Genomic DNA, 22655 nt, shown 5'->3' with positions numbered 1-22655 from the left:
GCACTCGCCCCACCTCAGGAGGTCCCCCGTGACGATCGTCGCAGCAGCTGACGGCTCCGCCCTCGGCAACCCCGGCCCGGCCGGCTGGGCCTGGTACGTCGACGACGACCGCTGGGCCGCCGGTGGGTGGCCGCGTGGGACGAACAACCAAGGCGAGCTGACCGCCGTGCTGCAGCTGCTCCGCGCCACGAAGGACACCGGCGAGCCGCTGCACATCCTCTGCGACAGCCAGTACGCCATCAAGGCCTGCACCGAGTGGCTCGCCGGCTGGAAGCGGAAGAACTGGCGCAAGGCCGACGGCAAGCCCGTCCTGAACGTCGAGATCATCAAGGAGCTCGACGCCGAGCTGCAGGGCCGCAAGGTCACCTTCGAGTGGGTCCGCGGGCACATGGGCCACGAGATGAACGAGGCCGCCGACGTCCGCGCCCGAGGTGCTGCCACGGCGTACCAGAACCGTGCCGACGTGCCGACGGGTCCGGGCTGGCCGGGCGTCGAGGTCGCGGAGCCGGCAGCGCTCCCCGAGGCCACCCCGCCCGCGACCCTGTTCTGAGCCGACGTCGTCGGAGCGCGGAGCCCCACGGGCTCCACGGCCTGACGACTCGCGCCTCCGCGGCTCCGCGCGACGGAGTTCCGGAATCGCCGTGACGGATCCGGTTCGTCAGCGCCGGGCTCCGTCGACCGGATCCGTCAGCGCCGCGGACGGAATCCGGTGCACCGCTCCCAGAACTGGCCCCGGAGACACACCGACGGGCTCGGACTCGGAAGCGCGTCGAGGTCGCGGAGCCGGCAGCGCACCCCCGACTCGGAAGCGCGTCGCGGTCGCGGAGCCGGCAGCGCACCCCGAGGCGACTCTGCCCGCGACCCGGTTCTGAGCCGACGTCGTCGGAGCTCGGACGCCCACGGGTTCCGCGGCGTGAAGACCCGCGCCTCCGCGGCTCCGCGCGACGGAGTTCCGGAATCGCCGTGACGGATCCGGTCCGTCAGCGCCGGGTTTCGCTGACCGGATTCGTCAGCGCCGGGTTTCGCTGACCGGATTCGTCAGCGCCGCGGACGGAATCCGGTGCACCGCCACCGGAACCGGAACCGGAACCGGAACCAGAATCAGAACCGGACCCAGACCCGGCCCCGGACACACGACGACGGGCCCGGACTCGAGAGCCCGGACCCGTCAGTCAGTCAGGTGGTTCAGTAGGTGCCGTCGCGGCGGTCCTGCCGCGTGATCTGCTCCCCCGAGGCCGGGTCGACGCCCGAGCGCGTGGTCGTGGTGGTGCGACGGCCGCCGAAGGCCACCGCCAGGCTGATGATGAGCAGGACGACGCCCGCGGCCATCAGGATGTAGCCGATGAGGCGGAGATCGATGCCGGCGAGCTGCACGTTCAGCGCGAAGGCGACGATCGCGCCGATGACGATCAGGGCGATGCTGGATCCGATGCGCATGTCGCATTCCTTCCGGTAGGTGGCGCGGGAGACGCTACTCGTCCGCCGGAAGTCCGGCACACCCCCGAACGGCCGGACGCCCGCACACCAGGGTGCGCCGGACCGCGCGTCAGTCGACGTCGACCTCGGTCCAGCCGTCGAAGCGACCGATCTCCGTGACCCGCACGACGGCCTCGCCCGCTTCGTCCGAGGCGTCGAGGTCGATCGTCGCCGAGAAGCCGAAGTCCTTGTCGCCGGCCGGGTCCGCGAAGATCTGCCGCGCACGCCACGTCCGCCCCTGCTCGGACAGGTCGAGGAACTGCATCGACCGGGCGTCGGCGTCGATCCCGATGGTGTCGTGCTCGTCGTAGTACTCCTCGAGCACCAGGTCCCAGGCGGCGCGGTCGAAGCCGGCAGTGGCGTCGAGCTCGCCGAGACCGTCGATGTCGTCGTTCGCGGCGAGCAGCACCCGCTGGAACAGGGCGTTGCGCACGAGCACGCGGAACGCCCGCACGTTGCCGGTGAGCCGCGCGGGCTGGGGCGGCGCGATCTCCGCGTGTTCGGCCTCGGCGAGCGCCACGTCCCCGTTCATCAGGGCCTCCCACTCGTCGACCAGCGAGGAGTCGACCTGGCGCACGAGTTCCCCGAGCCACTCGATCAGGTCGTCGAGCTCCTGCGTGCGCTGCTCGTCCGCGATGGTCTGCCGCATCGTGCGGTAGGCGTCGGAGAGGTAGCGCAGCACGAGCCCCTCGGACCGAGTGAGCTGGTAGAACCGCACGAAGTCGCCGAAGGTCATCGCTCGCTCGTACATGTCACGGACGACGGCCTTGGGTGACAGCGTGAAGTCGAGCACCCACGGCTGTTCGGCGGCGTAGGCCTCGTACGCGGCGGTCAGGAGTTCGTCGAGCGGCTTCGGGTGGGTCACTTCCTCGAGCAGCTCCATGCGCTCCTCGTACTCGATGCCCTCCTGCTTCATCCGCGCGACGGCTTCCCCGCGCTCCTTGAACTGCTGCTGCGACAGGATCGCGCGGGGGTCGTCGAGGGTGGCCTCCACGATGGACACCATGTCGAGCGCGTACGTCGGCGAGTCGGGGTCCAGCAGCTCGAACGCGGCGAGCGCGAACGGCGACAGGGGCTGGTTCAGCGCGAAGTTGGCCTGCAGGTCGACGGTCACGCGGTACGCGCCGTCCACCTTCTCGATCACCCGGGCGTTGATGAGCGTGCGGGCGATCGTCAGGGCGCGACGGGCCATGTCGAGCTGGCGGGACCGCGGCTCGTGGTTGTCGAACACGAGCGACCGGACGTCCTCGAACGCATCGCCCCCGCGGCCCACGACGGCGAGCACCATCGCGTGCGTGATCCGCATCCGCGACACCATCGGCTCGGGCTCGGCGTTGATGAGCCGTTCGAAGGACGCCTGCCCCCACGAGACGAAGCCCTCGGGCGCCTTCTTGCGCTTGATCTTGTTCTTCTTCTTCGGGTCGTCCCCCGCCTTGGCCACCGAACGGGCGTTCTCGATCTCGTGCTCGGGTGCCTCGGCGACGACGTCGCCCTCGGTGTCGTACCCGGCACGACCCGCTCGTCCGGCGATCTGGTGGAACTCGCGTGCAGACAGCTGGCGCATCCGGGTGCCGTCGAACTTGGTCAGGCCGGTCAGCAGCACCGATCGGATCGGCACGTTGATCCCGACGCCGAGGGTGTCCGTGCCGCAGATGACGGGGAGCAGCCCACGTTGTGCCAGCTGCTCGACGAGCCGTCGGTACTTCGGCAGCATCCCCGCGTGGTGCACTCCGATGCCGGCACGGATCAGGCGGGAGAGCGTCTGCCCGAACCCGGCGCTGAAGCGGAACGTGGCGATCGCCTCGGCGATCTGGTCACGGCGTTCACGCGAGGCGACCTTGGCGGACATGAGCGCCTGCGCCCGCTCGAGTGCGGCGGCCTGGGCGAAGTGCACGATGTAGACGGGCGCCTTGCCCTCTTCCAGCAGGCGCTCGACGGTCTCCTGCACCGGGGTCATCACGTACTCGTACTCGAGCGGCACCGGACGCGAGACGCCGGTCACCCGAGCGGTCGGCCGGCCCGTCCGCCGCGACAGGTCGTCCGCGATCGTGGTGACGTCCCCGAGCGTGGCCGACATGAGCAGGAACTGCGCATGCTCGAGCACGAGCAGCGGCACCTGCCACGCCCAGCCGCGGTCGGCGTCGCCGTAGAAGTGGAACTCGTCCATGACCACGACGTCCACGTCCGCGTCGGGTCCTTGACGGAGTGCGAGGTTGGCGAGGATCTCCGCCGTGCAGCACATGATCGGGGCGTCCGCGTTGACGCTGGAGTCCCCCGTGACCATGCCGACGTTGTGGGCGCCGAACAGGTCGACGAGCTGGAAGAACTTCTCCGACACCAGGGCCTTGATCGGCGCGGTGTACCAGCTGCGCTTGCCCTCGGCGAGCGCTGCGAAGTGCGCGCCGGCCGCGACGAGCGACTTGCCGGTGCCGGTGGGCGTGCTGAGGACGACGTTCGCCCCGGACACCAGCTCGATGACGGCTTCGTCCTGCGCCGGGTAGAGCGGTCGGCCGCTCGACTCAGCCCAGTCGGCGAAGGCCTGGTAGACGGCGTCGGGGTCGACGACACCGCCGGGGGCCGCCGGCATCGCGGCGACGAGCGGAGCAGCAGTGGTGACGTCGGTCATGCACCCATCCTCCCAGCCCGGCACCGGCGGACGGTCGGGAGGCTCGACATCCGTGGACAGCCACCGCACCTTCCACAGATCCATGCACCCGCATACACTCGACTCGTGCGTGAACTCGGCTTCCTGTCCTTCGTCCCCAACCACGGGGGTGCCGCCGGCGCGGCCGCCGCCCTGGAGGACGGCCTCCGCCTCTTCGAGACCGCCGAGCGGCTCGGGTACGGCACCGGGTGGGTCCGCGGTCGGCACTTCGAGCCGTTCCTGACGAGCCCGATGACGTTCTTCGCCGCCGCCGCGCAGCGGACCAGCACGATCGGCTTCGGCACCGCCGTCCTCGGGATGCGCTACGAGGACCCGGTCCGTCTCGCCGAGGACGCCAGCACGGTCGACCTGCTCAGCGGCGGTCGCGTGCAGCTCGGCATCAGCACGGGGATCGCCGGCTACGGCCCGATCCTCGACCCGGTGTTCGGCAGCGTGGAGCGGAGCTTCCGCGAGGAGGCCGAGGCACGCGCCTCCCGGCTCCTCGAGGTCCTCGACGGCCAGCCGCTCGGCACCTCGGGCAAGGGCTACGAGAGCATCCCGGAGGGCACCGACCTGACGCTGCAGCCGCTGAGCCCCGAGCTCCGCCACCGGGTGTGGTGGGGCGGCGGCAGCATGGGCACCGCGGTTCGCACGGCCGAGAAGGGCCTCCTGCTGCACTGCTCGACCCTCAACACCGAGGACACGGGCGAGTCCTTCGCCGTGGCACAGGCGGCGCAGATCGAGGCCTACCGCGCCCGCTTCGCCGAACTCCAGGCAGCCGGCACGCACGTCGGGCGCACCCCGAAGGTCGCCGTCGGCCGGATCGTCGTCCCGCTGCTGGACGACCACGACCGCGAGGTCCACGAGGAGTTCCTGACCAGCTACGCCTCCGGCATGGACGACGAGGGACGCCCCCTGTCCGGCACCCCGCCGTTCCGCTTCAGCAAGGTCGTCTCCGGCGAACCCGCCGCGATCGTCGAGGCCCTGCGCGCCGACCCGGCCGTCACCGCGACGGACGAACTCGTGATCACGCTGCCGGCCAACGGCGACGCCGCGTCGCACGAGCGGATCCTGACCGTGATCGCCGAACAGGTCGCGCCGCACCTGGTCCGCTGACGAGGACATCCGGCGGGAGCGCACTCGGGGTGGTGCGACCCGGCGCCCCCAGCCGGATGACCATCTCGACCCTGATCCGCCCGAGATGGCGCCCTCATCGTTCCACCTACCGCCTGGTTTGTCACAATCACGCGGTCCTGCTCCCAGGGAATCGTGATGAAGCGTCATCACTTTGTCCGACAACGGCAGAAGTCATCCAGGACCGGAACCACCAGGACAGGGAACGACGATGCGCCCCCGCGAGAACGCGAGGGCGCATCTGACGCACCGGGACCGCCGGGGCTCCATCGGCCGGATCAGGAGGCCGCGTCGCTCACACGGCGATCCCTTGGCGGTGCGCGCGTCGACGGTAACCAGCCGCCTGACGCTGGCGTCCATGCTAGTGAATGGATCTGGTGATGGCACGGAAAGCGGATGGACGGGTGCTCAGGTGCCTGCGAATGGTCCCCTGTCGTCGGCGGTACAGTCCTGCCATGACACGACGGGGTTCCTACGCGAAGGGCATCGCCAAGCGCGAGCAGATCCTCACCGTCGCGCTCGAACTCGTCGCCCGCCAGGGCTTCCGACGCACCAGCATCCGGGACATCTCCGAAGCCGTCGGGCTCACACAGGCCGGACTCCTGCACTACTTCGAGTCCAAGGACGAACTCTGGGTCGAGGTCCTCCGGCGGCGCGACGCGATCGACGACGCCGCCGACTGGGACGCCCACGACCCGGCGGAGCTCCTCGCAGCGATCGTCCGGCACAACGCCGAGGTCCCCGGTCTCGTGCAGATGTTCGTCAACCTGTCCGCCGCGGCGGCGACCGACCCGGAGCACCCCGCGCACGCCTGGTTCCGCGAGCGCTACGAGAAGTTCCGTCGGGTCATGGCCGCCGACTTCCGCCGCATGCAGGAGGACGGCCGGCTGCGCGCCGACATCGACCCCGAGAAGCTCACGAGCGTCCTGCTCGCCGTCTCCGACGGCATGCAGATCCAGTGGCTCTTCGACCCGAGCCGCGACATGGCCGCGCACGTCGAGCTGGTCACCCGGCTCGCGATCGCCGAGGTCGCTGCCGTGTCCGCCTCCTGACGACCGGCCAGGAGGCTCGGCGCACCCCCGGCACAGCAGGGCACCGTCAGTACCTGCCTGCGTCCACCCCCGCACGGCAGGATGGGTGGACAGCAACTCGACGATGAGCGGAGGCGCGATGACTCGCGTAGTGGTGACCGGCGGCAGCGGCAAGCTCGGACGAGCGGTGGTGCGCGACCTCGACGAACACGGGTACGACGTCGTCCTCCTCGACCGGGTCCCCTCGCCCGACAAGCCCGAACGGGTGCAGTTCGTCCGCATCGACCTGACCGACTACGGGCAGGTGCTGAACGCGTTCATCGGCGTCGACGACCGCTACGACCACGTCGACGCGGTCGTGCACCTGGCGGCCGTCCCCGCTCCCGGGCAGGTGCCGGACGTGGCGCTCATCACGAACAACGTCACCTCGTCGATCAACGTGTTCCACGCGGCTCGCGCGGCGAAGATCCGGAACGTGGTCTGGGCGTCGAGCGAGACCCTGCTCGGCATCCCGATGGGCGAGCACCACCCGCCCTACCTGCCCGTCGACGAGGACTTCCCGGTGCGCCCGCAGTCCTCGTACTCCCTCGGCAAGGCCGTGGAGGAGGAGATGGCCCGGCACTTCACCCGCTGGGACCCGACGCTGAAGATGATCGGGCTGCGGTTCTCGAACGTCATGGACGAGACCGACTACCCGTCGTACCCGTGGGACGCGACGCCCGAGGCGAAGACCTTCAACCTGTGGTCCTACATCGACTCCCGCGACGGCGCCCAGGCCGTGCGCAAGGCCGTCGAGAGCGAGCTCACCGGCTTCGAGGCCTTCGTGATCGCCAGCCCCGACACGGTGATGGACACCCCGACCCTCGAGCTCGTCGAGCGCTTCGTGCCCGACATCGAGCGCCGCTCGGACATCGACGGCGTCAGCTCCCTGCTGTCGTCGGAGAAGGCCCGCGAGCTGCTGGGCTACGACCCGCAGCACTCCTGGCGCGACCACCGCTCCTGAGCGCCACCACGTGACCCCGGGCGTCGTTGACCGCGCCCGGGGTCACGTGCGTCCGGAGACGATCGCGCCCAGCGGTCAGGCCGGGGACAGCAGCCCGTCGAGGACCAGTTCGCGTGCGGCCGGCAGCAGGTCCGCGGCGAGCGCCTGCTCGTCCACGCCGGTGATCTGCGCGAGCGCGCCGACGATCGCGGCCACGGACAGCTCCCCGTCGCAGGCCCCGACGAACGCGGCGAGCGCGGTGTCGGCGTCGACGCGACGACCGAAGCCGCCGCCCTGCACGAGCGTCATCACGGTCGGGTCGTCGTTGCCCGGCCAGTAGAAGCGCTCCTCAGTGACGTCCCCCGCGACCCGCAGGTGCGCCGTCGCGAGCGCGACGTCGTCGTGCGCGGCCAGCCACTCGGCCGCGTCGAGGACCCGCGCCACCGTGGCACCGAGGCCAGCGGGGTTGGAGCCGAGCGTCTCGGGGACGCGCTCGAACCGCCGGAGCGCAGCCGGGCCTCCCGTCCGGGGCTTCCGGACCACGACGTAGCCGAAGCCGACCCCGATGACCCGGCGTTCCTGGAAGTCGTCGAGCCAGGCGCCGACCAGGCGGTCGAACGTCGGTGTGCCGGGCTTGGTGCCGCCGTCGCGGATCCAGGTCTCGGCGTAGCGGTTCGGGTCCTGTCGTTCGCGCTCGACGACCCAGACGTCCAGGTCGGTGTCGGCGAACCACCCGCGGACGCGGTCCAGGCCGTCCACGCCCCAGTGGTGTTCCCAGTTGCCGAGCAGCTGCGCGGTGCCGCCGGGCTCCAGGTGGTCGGCGAGACCGCGCAGCACGGTCTCGACGAGCGCGTCGCCGACCATGCCGCCGTCGCGGTACTCGTAGGACGGCACACCCTCGGTGCGGGGTGTGATGACGAAGGGCGGGTTCGAGACGATGCGGTCGAAGCGCTCCCCCGCCACCGGCTCGAACAGCGACCCGAGACGGAACTCGATGCCGTCCAGGCCGTTGAGCTCGGCGTTGAAGCGGGCGATGTCGAGCGCGCGACGGGAGATGTCGGTCGCGACCACCTGGTCGGCGAACCGTCGGGCGTGCATGGCCTGGATGCCGCAGCCGGTGCCGAGGTCGAGCACCCGACGGACGGGCACGGGGACCTGCAGCCCGCTCAGCGTGGTGGTGGCCCCGCCGATGCCGAGCACGTGCTCCTCGTCGAGCGCGGCGCCGAGTGCGAGCTCCCCGAGGTCCGAGACGATCCACCAGCTGCCGGCACCCGCGTCGTCGACGAACGCGTACGGGCGCAGGTCCACCGCGGGCCGCACCAGGTCGGCGTCGTCGACCGCGTCCACGTCGGGGGCGTCGACCTCCTCCACACGCACGATCCCGGCGCGCACGAGCTCGTCGACGCGCACGGAGGGGAAGGCCGCGTCGGCCGCGGTCCGCGCGACCGGCAGCCCGAGCACGAACAGCGTGGCCAGGGTGCCGAGCGGGGACGTGTCCCGCGCGGCGAGGGCACGGAGCGCGGGCACCCGGTTGCCGCGGTGCAGCGCTTCGGCGGCGTCCGCGCCCCAGAGTGCGTCGACCCCGTCGACGGTGAAGCCCGCGGCCGTCAGGTCCGCGGCGAGCGCCGAGGTGACGACCGGGTCGGCGACGACCTCGGGCAGCGTGTGAGTGCTCATGCGACCAGGTCCGCCCGCATCAGCGCCGCGGGGACCTGCCACGCCATGACCAGGTCGAGCAGGCCGGGGAACCGCTGCTGCACGTCCTCGACGCGCACGCGGCTGATCCGGGTGAGGCCCTCCAGGTGCTGCTCGAGGAGCCCGGCCTCACGCAGCACACGGAAGTGGTGCGTCAACGTGGACTTCGGCCGGTCGATGCCGACCCACCCGCAGGAGCGCTCACCACCGGCGGCGTCGACGAGGTACCGGTGCAGGATCGCGAGTCGGATCGGATCCGACAGGGCGTCCAACACGACGGGGAGGTCCATCTCGGCCGGGGACGGCTGCGGCAGCCGTTCGGGGGCATCGACGCGCTCGGGCATGGACGGGACGCTACCAGGGTTCCCCTCCCAGTACGACTTGCGTCGTACAACGATCGTGCTGTACCAATGCGGTACGAACAGACTCGTACAGCGGGTCTGGCACAGCGGCTCGCGTACGACGGGCCTCGCACAACGGAAGGGTCGCTCATGCAGTCCACTCGCTCGGTCGCCGGGTTCTGGATCATCGCGGCGCTGCTGCTCGTGTCACTGGCGTCCTCGGCCGTCCCGTCGCCGATCTACCCGGTGTACGCCGCCGAGTGGCACCTGACCCCGCTCATGCTCACCGCGGTGTTCGCGATCTACGTCGCCGGGCTGCTCGCGAGCCTGCTCGTCGCCGGGCGCCTGTCCGACCACGTCGGGCGGAAGCCGGTGCTCGTGGCCGGCGGCATCGGGCTGGCCGTGTCACTCGGGCTGTTCGCGGTCGCGGACGGCCTCGGGGCGCTCATCCTCGACCGTGTGCTGCAGGGCGTCTCCGTCGGGCTGCTCATCGGCGCACTCGGCGCCGCGCTCATCGACAACTCGCTCGAGCGCCACCCCACCCTCGCCGGCGTGCTGAACGGCGCCGTCCCGCCGATCGCGCTCGCCACCGGCGCCCTGTCGAGCGGCGCCCTGGTCGAGTGGGGCCCAGCGCCCGAGCAGTTCGTCTACCTGCTCTTCGGCGTGCTCCTCGTGCTCATGCTCGTCGCGCTCGTCGTCGTCCCCGAGCAGGGCACCCGACGTCCGGGAGCCCTGCGTTCCCTCCGCCCCACGATCGCCGTGCCGCGGTCCTCACGACGGCTGTTCCGCGGCGTCGCGGGCTCCCTCGTGGCGAGCTGGGCACTCGGCGGCCTGTTCCTCTCGCTCGTGCCCTCGGCGCTCGGCGCGGTCTTCGGCATCGACAACCACTTCGCCGCCGGGGCCCTCATCGCCGTCGTCACGGGTGTCGGTGCAGCGACGGGCATCGCGATCCAGCGGCTCGACGCCCGGGTCGGCGTGCTCATCGGCCTGGTCGCACTGATCCTCGGGCCGGTCGTCACGGTCGGCTTCGTGTTCGCGCACTCCCTGCCGGGGCTCGTCGTCGGCAGCGCGATCGCCGGCGTCGGGTTCGGCGCGGGGTTCCAGGCGCCGCTCCGGATGCTGCTCGCCACCGCCGCCCCGACGCACCGTGCCGGTCTGCTCTCGACGATCTACGTCGTCAGCTACCTGGCGTTCGGCGTGCCGGCCGTGATCGGGGGCCTGCTCGAGCCGACGGTCGGCCTCGTACCGGTCATCGCCGGGTACGGCGCCTTCATCGTCCTCGCCGCGGGGGTCGCCCTCGTGCTGCAGCTCGTGTCGAAGGACGCCGCCGTGGTCGAGGAGCACGCGTCCGAGGTCCTCGAGCGCACCGCCACCGGCTCGATCCGGACCGCGGCAGCAGACTGACCGAGCGCTAGTGCCCGGGCCGGGCCTGTCGGCCCATGGTCCGGTGGGCGTCCTCGTGGGCGGCGTCGACGTCCGCCTTGTTCCGGTCGGCCATCCGGCGCAGCCACCGAGGACCGCGGGCCTTCGCCCAGTCCCAGAACCGGTGGAGCTGCGCCCGGAGCCACGTGATGATCCGGTGGAAGAAGTGGAACTCGCTGGCCAGGATCGTCAGCCCGATGAACACCACGAGCCACCCGGGCCCGGGCAGCGGCACCAGGATCAGCCCGATGATGACCACGAGCCCGCCGACGATGCCGATCAGCACCTTCCAGAACAGGTGCACGTGCGGCCGGGCGTGGATCCAGGCGCGCATGTCGTGGAACCACCGGAACCGCTGCGGCCGTGCAGCATCCGCTGCGCTCGCAGTGAGGTGGTCCCGGTCCGTCTCCATGCGGGAACGGTAGGGCCCGCGGCTGAGAATCACCGGCGCAGCGGGTGACCGTCGCCTCCGTCGTGGACGGTGGCCGAGCCTCCAGGCCGGGTCACGTCACCAGGCGGCGGACGGGAGGCTCCTCACGCGTGCGCGACGCACGTCGCGGCCCACGGGACCGCCGCCAACCGTGCCTGCGGGATCGGCTCGCCGCCGACGGCGCACGTGCCGTACGTGCCCGCGTCGAGCCGGGCCAGCGACGCGTCGACCAGCCCGATCCGGCGGCGGGCGTCGTCCCGCACCGCGCCGAGCGAGCCGCGTTCCCAGGCGAGCGTCGCGCCCTCGGGGTCGTGCTCGTCGTCCGTGTTCGCGCCGTCGCGGGCGTCGCTGACGTCCCGCATGCTCCGCTCGACGTCGGCCAGCAGCTTCTCGGACCGTGCCCGTTCGTCGGTCAGCGCGCTCCGCGGGTCGAACTCCATGGAGCCGACCGTAGTCGTGCGGAATGGCCGTCCGTGCGGATGCGTTCGCATCGACATGACCAAGATCGGATTCCTGTCGTTCGGACACTGGCGCGACGTGCCGGGGTCGAGGGTGCGCAGCGGTCGTGAGGCCCTGGTGCAGGGCATCGACCTCGCGGTGGCTGCCGAGGAGGCCGGCGTGGACGGCGCGTACTTCCGCGTCCACCACTTCGCCCAGCAGCAGGCGGCGCCCTTCCCGCTCCTGTCCGCGATCGCCGCCCGGACCAGCCGCATCGAGATCGGCACCGGCGTGATCGACATGCGCTACGAGAACCCGCTCTACATGGCGGAGGAGGCGGCAGCGACCGACCTCATCTCCGGCGGCCGACTGCAGCTCGGCGTGAGCCGTGGGTCACCCGAGACCGCGCAGGCCGGGTACCAGTCCTTCGGCTACGTGCCCGAGGCCTCCGACCCGAACGGCGCCGACCTGGCCCGAGCGCACACCAGCGTCTTCCGGCGCGCGATCGCCGGCGAGCCGATGGCGAACGCGAACCCGCAGATGACCGGCGCCGAGGGCTCGCTGCCGGTCCTGCCGCTCTCCGACGGACTCGGCGACCGCATCTGGTGGGGCGCCGGCACCCGCGCCACCGCGGAGTGGACGGCCGAGCAGGGCATGAACCTGATGTCCTCGACGCTCCTCACCGAGGACACCGGCGTGCCGTTCGACGAGCTGCAGGCCGAGCAGATCGAACGCTTCCGTCGCGTCTGGGCGGAGTCGGGCTGGGAGCGCACACCCCGCGTCTCGGTCTCGCGCAGCATCATCCCGATCATCGACGACGAGTCGCAGCACTACTTCGGCCTCCGTGCACAGGCCGAGGGCGCTGACCAGGTCGGCTACCTCGACGGCGGCCTCGCCCGGTTCGGTCGCTCGTACATCGGGTCGCCGGAGGACCTCGTCGCGGAGCTCGCCGCAGACGCAGCCGTGCGGGCCGCGGACACGGTGCTCGTCACCGTGCCGAACCAGCTCGGCGTCGACTTCAACGCCCGGCAGCTGGCTGCGGTCGCAGCGGTCATGCGCGAGGTGGACGCCGCGCCCGTCCCGGCCTGACCCCCGCTCGCCGCCTGTCCCCCTTCCTGCCGACACCCGGGTTGGGACTGGGGCAGGCGGCAGCGTCGTCCTAGCGTCAGAGAGCACCTTCCACCCGTTCTCAGGAGCTCCCCGTGACGCTGCCGGCCGCAGGCTGGTTCCCGGACCCCCGGGAACCCGCCCGTCTCCGATGGTGGGACGGCCGCGCCTGGGGTGACGCCACCAGGCCGCTCCCGAGCCGTCCGGTCGAGGCGGTCCGGCCCATCGTCGTGACGCCCACCGGGCCGGCGTTCTCCGTGCTCGCCCGCCCGGCCGACAGCCGCACGGTGGCCTACGGTGCCGGGGCCGCGCAGCGGTTCTGCGTGATGACGTGTCTGGCCGTCGTGCTGGCGGTCGTCTCCGTGGCGCTGAACCCCTGGGGCGCCTGCAGTGTGCTCGGGTTCGCGGCTGGCGTGGCCGGCCTCGTGCACCCGAACGCCACGGGCGGTTGGCGTCCGGTGGCCCGGAGCCTGTCGGCCTCGGCGATGGTCGTGGCGCTGGCGACGGGCGTCGTCGCCGTGTCCCACATGTTCTGACGCGACACCCCCACACCAGCGCGGACGCCGCGCACGCGCCCCGCGCGACCGTCGCGCCCGCGCGTCCGTCGCGCCCGCGCTACCGCCGCGCCCGCGGGTGCGCCGTCTGGTACACGTCCCGCAGCATGTCCGCCGTCACCATCGTGTAGATCTGCGTCGTCGCGACGCTCGCGTGCCCCAGGAGCTCCTGGACCACGCGCACGTCCGCCCCGCCCTCGAGCAGGTGCGTCGCGAACGAGTGCCGGAACGTGTGCGGCGACACGTGCTCGGCGAGGTCGGCACCGGCGGCAGCAGCCTGGATCACGAGCCAGGCGCTCTGGCGGGACAGCCGCGCACCCCGGGCTCCGAGGAAGAGCGCCGGCGTCGAGCTCCCCCGTGTGGCGAACAGCGGCCGCGCCCGCACCAGGTAGGCCTCGACCGCGGCCCGGGCGTAGCTGCCGAGCGGCACGATGCGCTGCTTGTTGCCCTTGCCGGTGACCCGCACCACGGAGACGTCGGTGTCGGCGTCCGCGGCCTCGTCCACCCCGGACAGTGTCGTGACGTCGTCCACGGACAACCCGACGGCCTCGGAGATGCGCGCACCCGTGGCGTAGAGGAGCTCGAGCAGCGCCCGGTCCCGGAGCTGCACGGGGTCGTCGCCGTCGACCGCTCCGAGCAGCCGCTCCATGTCGTGCACCGAGATCGCCTTCGGCAGCCGCATCGGGGCCTTCGGCGGACGGACGGAAGCGCCGGGATCGAGCGGCAGCCAGCCCTCCCCCGCGGCGAACGCGCTGAACGACCGAACGGAGCTGAGCATCCGCGCGACGGAGCGCGGCGCGAGCGGAGCCGGCTCACGCGTCGCCAGGTGCGTCACGAACCCGGCGAGGTCCGCCCGAGCCAAGCGCCCCACGTCGGTCGCCACCGACGCACCACCGGCTCGGTCAGCACCCGCCGACGACACCTCCGGCTGCGTGGCGATCCACTCGGCGAACGTCGCCAGGTCCCGCCGGTAGGCCGACAGCGTGTGCTCGGAGAGTCCCCGCTCGATTGCGACGTGCCGCAGGTAGGTCTCGGTGGCACGGTCGAGCGGGATCACCCGACGAGGCTAGCGCCCGCCCAGCCCGTCAACCGCGTTCGAGCGCGTCCACGGCGAGCGCCGCCACGATCAGCGCCGAGTTGTGGATGCGGCCGTCGAAGATGCCCTCGAGCACCTCGGCCCGCGGGACCCAGCGCACCACGATGTCGGCTTCCTCGGCCTCCCGCTCGAAGGCCGACGACGTCGCCGTGACGCCACGGGCCCGGAAGACCTCGATGAACTCGTTGCTGCCACCGGACGAGGTGTTGTAGTGCACCAGCGGCTCCCACGTCTCCGCCTGCACGTCGGCCTCTTCCGCGAGCTCCCGCTGCGCGGCGACGAGGTGGTCCTCCCCCGGCTTGTCGAGCAGGCCGGCCGGCAGCTCCCAGTCGCGCAGGTGCACGGGGTGCCGGTACTGCTGGATGACGAGCACGCGGCCCTCGTCGTCCTCGGCGTACACGGCGACCGCGCCGGTGTGGTCGATGTACTCGCGCACCATGCTGCCGTCGCCGTACGCCACGGTGTCGCGGCGGACGTTCCACACGGCGCCCTCGTACACGAGCGCGGAGTCGGTCACGTCGAAGGAAGCGGGTTCGTCAGAGATCGGTTCGTCGGTCACGGCCCCATCAAACCAGCGGCCACCGTCACCGCTTCTCGGGACCCGACCAGACGACGGACGGGAGGCTCCCCACCGGTCCGGTGGGGAGCCTCCCGTCTGTCTGCTGGTGACGCTGGCTACGCGACCTGCTCCGACTCCGGGTCGAAGAGGCGCGACGCCTCGTTCCGCGCGATCGCGGCCTCGACCAGGCCGGCGAAGAGCGGGTGCGCGTTGTTCGGCCGCGAGCGCAGCTCGGGGTGCGCCTGCGTGCCGATGTAGAACGGGTGCTCCGCACGGTCCAGCTCGACGTACTCGACGAGCGTGCCGTCGGGCGAGGTGCCCGAGAACACCAGGCCGGCGTCCGCGATCTGCTGGCGGTACGTGTTGTTGACCTCGTAGCGGTGGCGGTGCCGCTCGGAGGCCTCGGGGGCTCCGTAGAGCGACGCGGCGAGCGAGCCCTCGGTGAAGTGGGCGGGGTAGAGGCCCAGGCGCATCGTGCCGCCGAGGTCGCCACCGGCGATGATGTCCACCTGCTCGGCCATCGTCGCGATGACGGGGGTCGAGGTCTCCGGGTCGAACTCGGAGCTCGAGGCGTCGACCAGGCCGGCCTCGTGCCGGGCGTACTCGATGACCATGCACTGCAGGCCGAGGCACAGGCCGAGCGTGGGGATCTGGTTCTCGCGCGCGAACTTCAGCGCACCGAGCTTGCCCTCGATCCCGCGCACGCCGAAGCCGCCGGGGACGCAGATGCCGTCGACGTCGCCGAGCTGCTTGGCCGCGCCCTCGGGCGTGGTGCAGTCATCGGACACGACCCACTTCAGCGTGACCTTGGCGTTGTGCGCGAAGCCACCCGCACGGAGCGCCTCGGTGACCGACAGGTAGGCGTCCGGCAGGTCGATGTACTTGCCGACCAGGGCGATGGTGACGTCCTTCTTCGGCTCGTGTACCGCGCGCAGCACCGGGTTCCACGAGGTCCAGTCCACGGCGCCGGCCTCGAGGTGCAGGGCGTCGACGATGACCTGGTCAAGGCCCTGGCTGTTCAGCAGCGTCGGCAGGTCGTAGATCGACGGGACGTCCACGGCGTTGACCACGGCGTCCTCGTCCACGTCGCACATGAGCGCGATCTTGCGCTTGTTCGAGTCAGACACCGGGCGGTCCGAGCGGAGCACGAGGGCGTCGGGCTGGATGCCGATCGAGCGGAGCGCGGCGACGGAGTGCTGCGTCGGCTTCGTCTTCTGCTCACCGGACGCGTTCATGAACGGCACCAGCGACACGTGCACGAAGAACACGTTGTTGCGGCCGAGCTCGTGACGCACCTGGCGCGCGGACTCGAGGAACGGCTGGGACTCGATGTCGCCGACGGTCCCACCGACCTCGGTGATGATGACGTCGGGCTGCGGGTCGTTGCCGGCCTGCTCGCGCATCCGACGCTTGATCTCGTCGGTGATGTGCGGGATGACCTGCACGGTGTCGCCGAGGTACTCGCCGCGGCGTTCCTTGGCGATGACCGTCGAGTACACCTGACCGGTCGTGACGTTCGCCGACTGCGACAGGTTGATGTCGAGGAAGCGCTCGTAGTGCCCGATGTCGAGGTCCGTCTCGGCGCCGTCGTCGGTCACGAAGACCTCGCCGTGCTGGAACGGGTTCATGGTGCCCGGGTCCACGTTGAGGTACGGGTCGAGCTTCTGCATGACGACCCGGAGGCCGCGAGCCGTGAGGAGGTTGCCGAGGCTGGCCGCCGTCAGGCCCTTGCCGAGAGACGAGACGACCCCGCCGGTCACGAAGATCTGCTTCGTCACCTTCGGGGTCGGGATGCTTGCCTGGGTACCGCTGCTGAGAGTGTCCGCCACGGGGTTCCATCGTACGTCAGAAGTGCCGGGAGGCGCGACTCGCGTTCGCCGGGCGCGTCTCACCTTGGTCAGGCGGAGCGGCCCGCGACCTCGAGCAGTTCGCGGGCGTGATCCATGCCGCTGGCGCTGTCGCCGAGGCCGGAGAGCAGCCGGGCCATCTCCTGCAGCCGGTCGTCGCCCTCCAGGCGCCGCACGCTCGACGACGTCACCGCGCCGCTGGCGTCCTTCACGACGTTGAGGTGGTTGTTCGCGAACGCCGCGACCTGGGCCAGGTGCGTGACGACGATGACCTGGGTGCGTTCGGCGAGCGCTGCCAGCCGACGGCCGATCTCGATCGCGGCAGCACCCCCGACCCCGGCGTCCACCTCGTCGAACACGAAGGTCGGCACCGTCGTGCTGCCGGCCATGACGACCTCGATCGCGAGCATGACGCGGGAGAGCTCGCCGCCGGATGCGCCCTTCCCGATCGGTCGCGGGTCGGTGCCCGAGTGCGGCTGGAGCAGGATCGCGACCTGGTCCCGGCCGTGGCGTCGGTACTCACCGGCGTCGGTGACCTCGACCACCAGGGTCGCGCCGCCCATCGCCAGCGTCCCCAGCTCCGCGGTGACGCGCTTGGCCAGGTCGGTCGCGGCCTTCGTGCGGGCAGAGGTCAGCGCGGAGGCCGCCGTGGCGAGGGTCTGCTCGTCCTGCTCGACGGCCTGCTGCAGGGCGACGATGCGGTCGTCGTCACCGTCGAGTTCGAGCAGTCGGTTCGAGGCCCGCTCGCCGAACGCGATGACGTCGTCGACGGTCTCGCCGTACTTCCGTGCCAGGGCGGCGAGGACCGCGCGGCGTTCGTTGATGAGTTCGAGGTCGTGGCCGGCTTCGGGCTCGAGCGACCCGAGGTAGCTCGACAGGCTGGCCGAGGCCTCGCTGGCCTGGATCCCGAGTTCGGTGAGCTGCTCGAGGACCGGCTGCAGGGTGCTGTCGGCGCTGACGACCCGCTCGACCGCACGGCGGGCGGCCTCGACGAGGCCGATCACGTCCGCGGCACCGTCCAGGGACTCGGACGAGATGGCTTCGTGTGCCAGGCCCGCTGACAGGCGGAGCTCCTCGAGGTTGCCGAGGCGCTCGGCGCGTTCCGCGAGCTCGGCGTCCTCGCCGGGCTGGGGTGCCGCGGCCTCGATCTCGTCGGAGGCGGCGCGCAGCCGAGCGGCCTCGGCGAGCCGGTCGTCGCGGTCCCGCGTCAGGGTCTCGAGCTCGGCGGCGTGCTCCTGCCAGGCGTCGTACGCGGTGACGTACTTCCGCAGTGCCTTCTCGACCGTGGCGCCACCGAAGCCGTCGAGCGCCGCACGCTGGGCGGTGGACGACGTCAGGCGGATCTGGTCGGACTGCCCGTGCACGGTGACGAGCTGGTCGGCGAGCTCCCCGAGCACGGCGACGGGGGCACTGCGGCCACCGACCGTGGCGCGGCTCCGGCCCTCGGCCGACACGGTGCGCGTGAGGATCAGCTCGCCGTCCTCCACCGCGCCGCCGGCGTCCTCGACGCGGTCGACGACCGTGGCGTGGTCCGGGACGTGCCAGCGGCCCTCGACCACGGCGCTCGAGGCACCACGGCGGACCGAGCCGGCGTCGGCACGTGCGCCGAGCAGCAGCCCGAGCGCGGTGACGATCATGGTCTTGCCGGCGCCGGTCTCACCCGTGACGACGGTGAAGCCGGGGCCGAGCTCGAGGGTGGCCTCGCCGATCACGCCGAGGTCGGCGATGGAGATCTCCTCGATCACCGGTCGCCCCCGGTCTCCTCGTCGTCGTGCTGCGGGCCGCGCCAGCCGGCGACCGGGAGCTGGAACTTCGCCACGAGGCGGTCCGTGAAGGGGGCGTCCTTGAGCCGTGCGACCCGGACGGGCTCCGGCGAACGACGGACCTCGACGCGGGCTCCCGGGGGGAGGTCGTGCGTGCGTCGGCCGTCGCACCACAGCACGCCGACACCGCTCGTGCGGCGGAGGACCTCGATCGCCAGGACACAGTCCGGCCCGACGACGATCGGCCGCGAGAACAGCGCGTGGGCGCTCAGCGGCACCATGAGGATGGCGTCGACGTTCGGCCAGACGATGGGGCCGCCACCCGAGAACGAGTAGGCGGTGGAGCCGGTGGGGGTGGAGACGACGACGCCGTCGCAGCCGAAGGACGACAGCGGACGACCGTCGACCTCGGTGACGACCTCGAGCATGCGCTCGCGGGAGGCCTTCTCGATGGTGGCCTCGTTGAGTGCCCACGACGAGTAGACGACCTCGTTGCCGACGACGACGTCGACCTGCAGTGCCACGCGCTCCTCGACGTTGTAGTCGCCGGACAGGGCGCGCTGCACGGTCTCGCCGAGGCCGTCCCGCTCGCTCTCGGCGAGGAACCCGACGTGGCCGAGGTTCACGCCGACGAGCGGGGCGTGGGTGCCGCGTGCGAGTTCCGCCGCGCGGAGGATGGTGCCGTCGCCGCCGAGGACGATCACGATCTCGAGGTCCTCGAGCTGGACGTCCACGCCGAGGATGTCGACCTTGCCCACGGACGCCTCGGCCCGGCGGATGTCGGCGTACTCGTCGAAGGGCATCACCGGGGTGACGCCGGCCGCGTGCAGCAGGTCGCAGACCTCGACCGCGGCGTCGATCGAGTCCCGCCGACCCGTGTGCGACACGAGCAGGATGTGCCGGTCGTCGCTCATGGGGTTCCTTCCGCCAGTTCCGTGGCCCGGTCGATCCATTCTGTCGGGTTCGACCCTGCGCCCCGCTGGAGACGCGCGACGTACTCGTGGTTGCCGTGGGTGCCGAGGATCGGCGACGCCGCGATGCCCGCGGTCCCGAAGCCGAGGTCCCACGCTGCCCACAGCACGTTCATCAGGGCGTCGTTCCGGAGGTCGGCGTCGTGCACGATGCCCTCACGGACACCACCACGACCGACCTCGAACTGCGGCTTGACGAGCAGGACGTACTCGTCCGCCGGCACGGCCTCGACCAGTGCGGGCAGGACGATCCGCAGGCTGATGAAGGACAGGTCCCCGACGACCAGGCTGGTCTCCCCCGCGGCGGGGTCGAGGGCCAGGTAGTCGGCGGCCGTCAGGTTCCTGGCGTTGACGCCCTCGACCACGGTGACGCGGTCGTCGAGCCCCACCACCGGGTCGAGCTGCCCGTGCCCGACGTCGAGCGCGACCACTCGTCGTGCTCCGCGGGCCAGGAGCACCTGCGTGAAGCCGCCCGTGCTCGCGCCGACGTCCAGCGCGACGCGGCCCGACGGGTCCACGCCGAAGGTGTCGAGCGCGCCGACGAGCTTGAGCGCCGCACGGGACACCCACTCGTCGCCGGCGTCGACCACGATTGGGGTGTCGTCGGTGACCGGTGTCGACGCCTTGACGACCGGAGCGCCGTCGACGCTGACCCGTCCGTCCAGGATGAGCTTGGCGGCAGCGGTGCGGGACCTGGCCAGGCCACGTGCGGCGACGGCGGCGTCGAGCCGGACCGGCGCGGCGGCCGTGCGCTCGCCCGTGTCCGCGGCACCGTCGGTCTGCACCGAGTCCGGGGCCGTCATGTCGGCGTCAGGCACTCGCGGTGCCGCCGCTCTCGAGCCGCGTGCGCAGCTCGTCGTGCAGACCGGCGAAGACGTCGGCGCGGTCGGTCAGCGGGAGTTCCTCGGCCGCTCGGGCACGCTCGGCGATGTCGCTGGGCTGCTCCTGCTGGTCGACTGGCACGTCTGACACGCTACTCGCCGCCGTACAGCTGCGGGTCCACGTCGAGGCCGTAGATGGCCAGGCCGGAGTCCCAGATCGCCGTCGCCCCCGCACGCAGCAGGTCCATCGCGTCGGACCCCGCCTGCTCGACGCCGACGACGTTCCGCTGCATCCGCACGGTGGCATCACCCACGCTGACGTAGCGGGTGCCGTCGTCCGCGGTGTGCCGGTGCGTCACGGGGTACGGCGCCGAGAGCCCACGGAGGTCCTGCAGCACGTAGGTCGGGCGGGAGCGCTCGTCGGCCGCCAGCACCTGCTTGGCCTGGTCGATGCCGGTCAGCACGAGCACGCTCGGGATGCCGGCGTCGTTGGCGCCCTTGATGTCGGTGTCGAGTCGGTCCCCGATGAACAGCGGACGCTCACCGCCGAACCTGGCCAGGGCCGCGTCGAAGATCGGTCGTTCGGGCTTTCCGGCCACGACCGGCATCCGACCGACCGCCTGGTGCACGGCGGCGACCAGCGTGCCGTTGCCCGGCGCGATGCCGCGCTCCACCGGGATCGACCAGTCCATGTTCGTCGCGACCCAGGGGATCTGCGGGTCCGCGAGGGCGAACGACGCCTCAGCGAGCTGCGTCCACCCGAGGTCCGGGGAGAACCCCTGGATGACGCCCGCCGGTGCGTCGTCAGCGCTCGCGGTCACGGTGAAGCCCGCCTGCTCGACGATGCTGGTCAGGCCGATGCCGCCGATGACCAGGACCGTGGAACCCGCCGGCACGAGGGTCTCGAGGAGCCGCACGCCGGCCTGCGACGACGTGACGACGTCCTCCGGGCCGACCTGCAGCCCGTAGCCCTCGAGGTGCTCGGCGACGTCGGACGGACGGCGCGAGGCGTTGTTCGTGATGTAACCCACCCGTGCGGTGCGGGACGCCTGGGTCAGGGCCTCCACCGCGTGCGGGATGGCGTTGCGGCCGCGGTAGACGACGCCGTCGAGGTCGGTGAGGACCACGTCGACGCCGTCCGTCGGCGGACGCGGGGTGTCAGTCGGCTGCGGACCCGTCGACGTCGCGGGGGTTGTCGTCGTCGATCTCGCCGAGGTCGTCGTCGGGCTCGTCGTCGAGGTCGTCGTCGGAGCCGGGGTCCCCGAGGGGCGAGAGCTGGTCGGGCTCGCCGGGTTCGTCGACGTCTCCGGGCTGCTCGAGCTCGTCGGCGTTTCCGGGCTGTTCGAGCTCGTCAGCGGGCTCGTCGACTTCGAACGTTTCCTCGACCACATCAACTGTCTCCCAAGAGTCTTCGTCGGCGACTTCGGCGAGGGCCTCTGCCGCACGATCGACACGGGCCCACCACTCGTCGGCCTCGTCCTGGCGGCCGAGCTCCTCGAGCGTGGCCGCGTAAGCACTGTAAAGCGCGGGCGACCACGTGTACGCCGTGGACGGGTCGAGCTGTGGAATCTCCAGCTCACCGAGGGCAGCTGTGGGATTCCCGAGGTCAAGACGCGCGCCGGACATCGCGATCGCGAGCTCCACCTGCACGCCGGGTTCGAGCGCCGAGCGTTCGACCGACCGGCCGAGCTCGAGCGCCCGCTCCGGACGACCGAGTCCGCGTTCGCAGTCCACCATCATCGGGAGCTGGTCGTTCCGCCCGGAGATGCGTCGGTAGGTGCGCAGCTCACGAAGGGCGGTGCTGAAGTCCCCGAGGCGGTAGGCGGTGATCGCTGCCGTCTCCCGGACGACCGCGACCCGACCGGCACGACGGGCAGCGCTGAGGGCGTGCTGGTTCGCGAGCTCCGGGTCGTCGTCGATGAACATCGCCGCGGTGACCAGGTGCCGCGCCACCCACTCGGCGTTGTCCTTGCTGAGGGTCTTCAGCTCCGTGCGAGCCTGCGGGTGCAGGTCGCGCGCCTGGACCTCCTCGGGGATCTCCGGGTCCTCGTGGCGCGGGCGGATCGAGCGGGTGCCGTACGGGTCGCGGTCTTCCCAGTCGTCGCGCGCGGCCTCGCCGAAGCGGGCACCGGGCGCACGAGAGCCGTCGCCGAAGCGCTTGCGGTCGTCGCCGCCGCGCGTGCTGAACTGGCCGCGCTCCTGACGGTCGCCGTCACGACGCGGACGGTCCGAGTTGAACGGACGATCGCCGTCACGACGCGGACGGTCCGAGTTGAACGGACGATCGCCGTCACGACGCGGACGATCCGAGTTGAACGGACGGTCCCCATCACGACGCGGACGA

General features: G+C 71.7%; 21 protein-coding genes and 1 pseudogene. 7 read left to right on the top strand and 15 right to left on the bottom strand.

Features of this window, described 5'->3' with window-relative positions; translation table 11 throughout:
* The first annotated feature begins 28 nt into the window (after positions 1–28).
* Positions 29–550: a ribonuclease H family protein gene (locus tag ITJ68_RS18155; RefSeq protein WP_194663466.1), complete on the top strand. Its 522-nt coding sequence runs from the start codon at positions 29–31 to the stop codon at positions 548–550.
* Between the two features lie 635 nt (positions 551–1185).
* On the opposite strand, the gene ITJ68_RS18150 is transcribed toward ITJ68_RS18155, so the two are convergent.
* Complete coding sequence (locus tag ITJ68_RS18150; RefSeq protein WP_194663464.1) at positions 1186–1437, bottom strand: DUF6458 family protein; 252 nt, start codon at positions 1435–1437, stop codon at positions 1186–1188.
* Positions 1438–1546: 109 nt separating this feature from the next.
* Entirely contained in the window at positions 1547–4102 is a 2556-nt protein-coding gene (locus ITJ68_RS18145; RefSeq protein WP_194663462.1) for a DEAD/DEAH box helicase, read from the bottom strand.
* Positions 4103–4207: 105 nt separating this feature from the next.
* On the opposite strand from ITJ68_RS18145, the gene ITJ68_RS18140 reads away from it, so the two are divergent.
* The 3 genes from ITJ68_RS18140 (at position 4208) to ITJ68_RS18130 (ending at position 7288) form a co-directional block, all read left to right on the top strand.
* Positions 4208–5236 carry an LLM class flavin-dependent oxidoreductase gene (locus tag ITJ68_RS18140; protein WP_194663461.1) on the top strand — a complete coding sequence of 343 codons (1029 nt, stop codon included), beginning with the start codon at positions 4208–4210 and terminating at the stop codon, positions 5234–5236.
* A 473-nt stretch (positions 5237–5709) separates the two neighbouring features.
* The gene (locus ITJ68_RS18135; RefSeq protein WP_194663460.1) at positions 5710–6306 is read left to right on the top strand and encodes a TetR/AcrR family transcriptional regulator; all 597 of its coding nucleotides are present in this window, start codon (positions 5710–5712) and stop codon (positions 6304–6306) included.
* A 118-nt stretch (positions 6307–6424) separates the two neighbouring features.
* A complete protein-coding gene (locus ITJ68_RS18130) occupies positions 6425–7288 on the top strand; it encodes an NAD-dependent epimerase/dehydratase family protein (protein WP_194663459.1) in 864 nt (287 codons plus the stop codon).
* Between the two features lie 75 nt (positions 7289–7363).
* On the opposite strand, the gene ITJ68_RS18125 is transcribed toward ITJ68_RS18130, so the two are convergent.
* Together ITJ68_RS18125 and ITJ68_RS18120 are read right to left on the bottom strand one after the other, a co-directional pair.
* Positions 7364–8944, bottom strand: coding sequence for a methyltransferase (locus tag ITJ68_RS18125; protein WP_194663458.1), 1581 nt, complete (start codon positions 8942–8944; stop codon positions 7364–7366).
* Positions 8941–9306, bottom strand: coding sequence for an ArsR/SmtB family transcription factor (locus tag ITJ68_RS18120; protein WP_194663457.1), 366 nt, complete (start codon positions 9304–9306; stop codon positions 8941–8943). The genes ITJ68_RS18125 and ITJ68_RS18120 overlap by 4 nt, the downstream gene beginning before the upstream one ends.
* A gap of 147 nt (positions 9307–9453) precedes the next feature.
* Here ITJ68_RS18120 and ITJ68_RS18115 point away from each other — a divergent pair, with 147 nt between their 5' ends.
* A complete protein-coding gene (locus tag ITJ68_RS18115) occupies positions 9454–10707 on the top strand; it encodes an MFS transporter (RefSeq protein WP_194663456.1) in 1254 nt (417 codons plus the stop codon).
* Between the two features lie 7 nt (positions 10708–10714).
* Here the strand turns inward: ITJ68_RS18115 and ITJ68_RS18110 are convergent, their stop codons facing one another.
* On the bottom strand, positions 10715–11137 hold the full coding sequence (locus ITJ68_RS18110) for a TIGR02611 family protein (RefSeq protein WP_228506079.1): 423 nt from the start codon (positions 11135–11137) through the stop codon (positions 10715–10717).
* Positions 11138–11259: 122 nt separating this feature from the next.
* Positions 11260–11595: a TraR/DksA family transcriptional regulator gene (locus tag ITJ68_RS18105; RefSeq protein ID WP_194663455.1), complete on the bottom strand. Its 336-nt coding sequence runs from the start codon at positions 11593–11595 to the stop codon at positions 11260–11262.
* Between the two features lie 55 nt (positions 11596–11650).
* Here ITJ68_RS18105 and ITJ68_RS18100 point away from each other — a divergent pair, with 55 nt between their 5' ends.
* On the top strand, positions 11651–12682 hold the full coding sequence (locus tag ITJ68_RS18100) for an LLM class flavin-dependent oxidoreductase (RefSeq protein WP_194663453.1): 1032 nt from the start codon (positions 11651–11653) through the stop codon (positions 12680–12682).
* 113 nt (positions 12683–12795) lie between these two features.
* The gene (locus ITJ68_RS18095; protein ID WP_194663451.1) at positions 12796–13236 is read left to right on the top strand and encodes a DUF2510 domain-containing protein; all 441 of its coding nucleotides are present in this window, start codon (positions 12796–12798) and stop codon (positions 13234–13236) included.
* A gap of 79 nt (positions 13237–13315) precedes the next feature.
* On the opposite strand, the gene ITJ68_RS18090 is transcribed toward ITJ68_RS18095, so the two are convergent.
* From ITJ68_RS18090 to ITJ68_RS18050, 9 genes and pseudogenes are all read right to left on the bottom strand, one after another.
* Positions 13316–14308: a site-specific tyrosine recombinase XerD gene (locus tag ITJ68_RS18090; RefSeq protein ID WP_194663537.1), complete on the bottom strand. Its 993-nt coding sequence runs from the start codon at positions 14306–14308 to the stop codon at positions 13316–13318.
* Between the two features lie 31 nt (positions 14309–14339).
* Positions 14340–14909: an NUDIX domain-containing protein gene (locus ITJ68_RS18085; protein ID WP_194663449.1), complete on the bottom strand. Its 570-nt coding sequence runs from the start codon at positions 14907–14909 to the stop codon at positions 14340–14342.
* A 116-nt stretch (positions 14910–15025) separates the two neighbouring features.
* Positions 15026–16738, bottom strand: coding sequence for a CTP synthase (locus tag ITJ68_RS18080; protein WP_416354661.1), 1713 nt, complete (start codon positions 16736–16738; stop codon positions 15026–15028).
* A 68-nt stretch (positions 16739–16806) separates the two neighbouring features.
* Complete coding sequence (gene recN, locus ITJ68_RS18075) at positions 16807–18501, bottom strand: DNA repair protein RecN (protein WP_194663447.1); 1695 nt, start codon at positions 18499–18501, stop codon at positions 16807–16809.
* A complete protein-coding gene (locus ITJ68_RS18070; RefSeq protein WP_194663445.1) occupies positions 18498–19433 on the bottom strand; it encodes an NAD kinase in 936 nt (311 codons plus the stop codon). The genes recN and ITJ68_RS18070 overlap by 4 nt, the downstream gene beginning before the upstream one ends.
* Positions 19430–20308 (bottom strand): TlyA family RNA methyltransferase, encoded by an 879-nt coding sequence (locus ITJ68_RS18065; RefSeq protein ID WP_323743375.1) that lies wholly within the window; start codon positions 20306–20308, stop codon positions 19430–19432. Before ITJ68_RS18065 ends, ITJ68_RS18070 begins: the two co-directional genes overlap by 4 nt.
* Positions 20301–20453, bottom strand: a complete 153-nt coding sequence (locus ITJ68_RS18060) for a hypothetical protein (RefSeq protein WP_175481374.1) — start codon at positions 20451–20453, stop codon at positions 20301–20303. Before ITJ68_RS18060 ends, ITJ68_RS18065 begins: the two co-directional genes overlap by 8 nt.
* A 10-nt stretch (positions 20454–20463) precedes the next feature.
* On the bottom strand, positions 20464–21438 hold the full coding sequence (locus ITJ68_RS18055; protein ID WP_194663443.1) for an HAD-IIA family hydrolase: 975 nt from the start codon (positions 21436–21438) through the stop codon (positions 20464–20466).
* A gap of 31 nt (positions 21439–21469) precedes the next feature.
* Positions 21470–22655: pseudogene (locus tag ITJ68_RS18050) on the bottom strand (hypothetical protein); the annotation flags it as partial.

The sequence above is a fragment of the Curtobacterium sp. VKM Ac-1395 genome (assembly GCF_015350975.1).
Taxonomy (GTDB): domain Bacteria; phylum Actinomycetota; class Actinomycetes; order Actinomycetales; family Microbacteriaceae; genus Curtobacterium.
The sequence above is the reverse complement of the archived record's forward strand: the minus strand, read 5'-3'. Positions and strand labels throughout refer to the sequence as shown.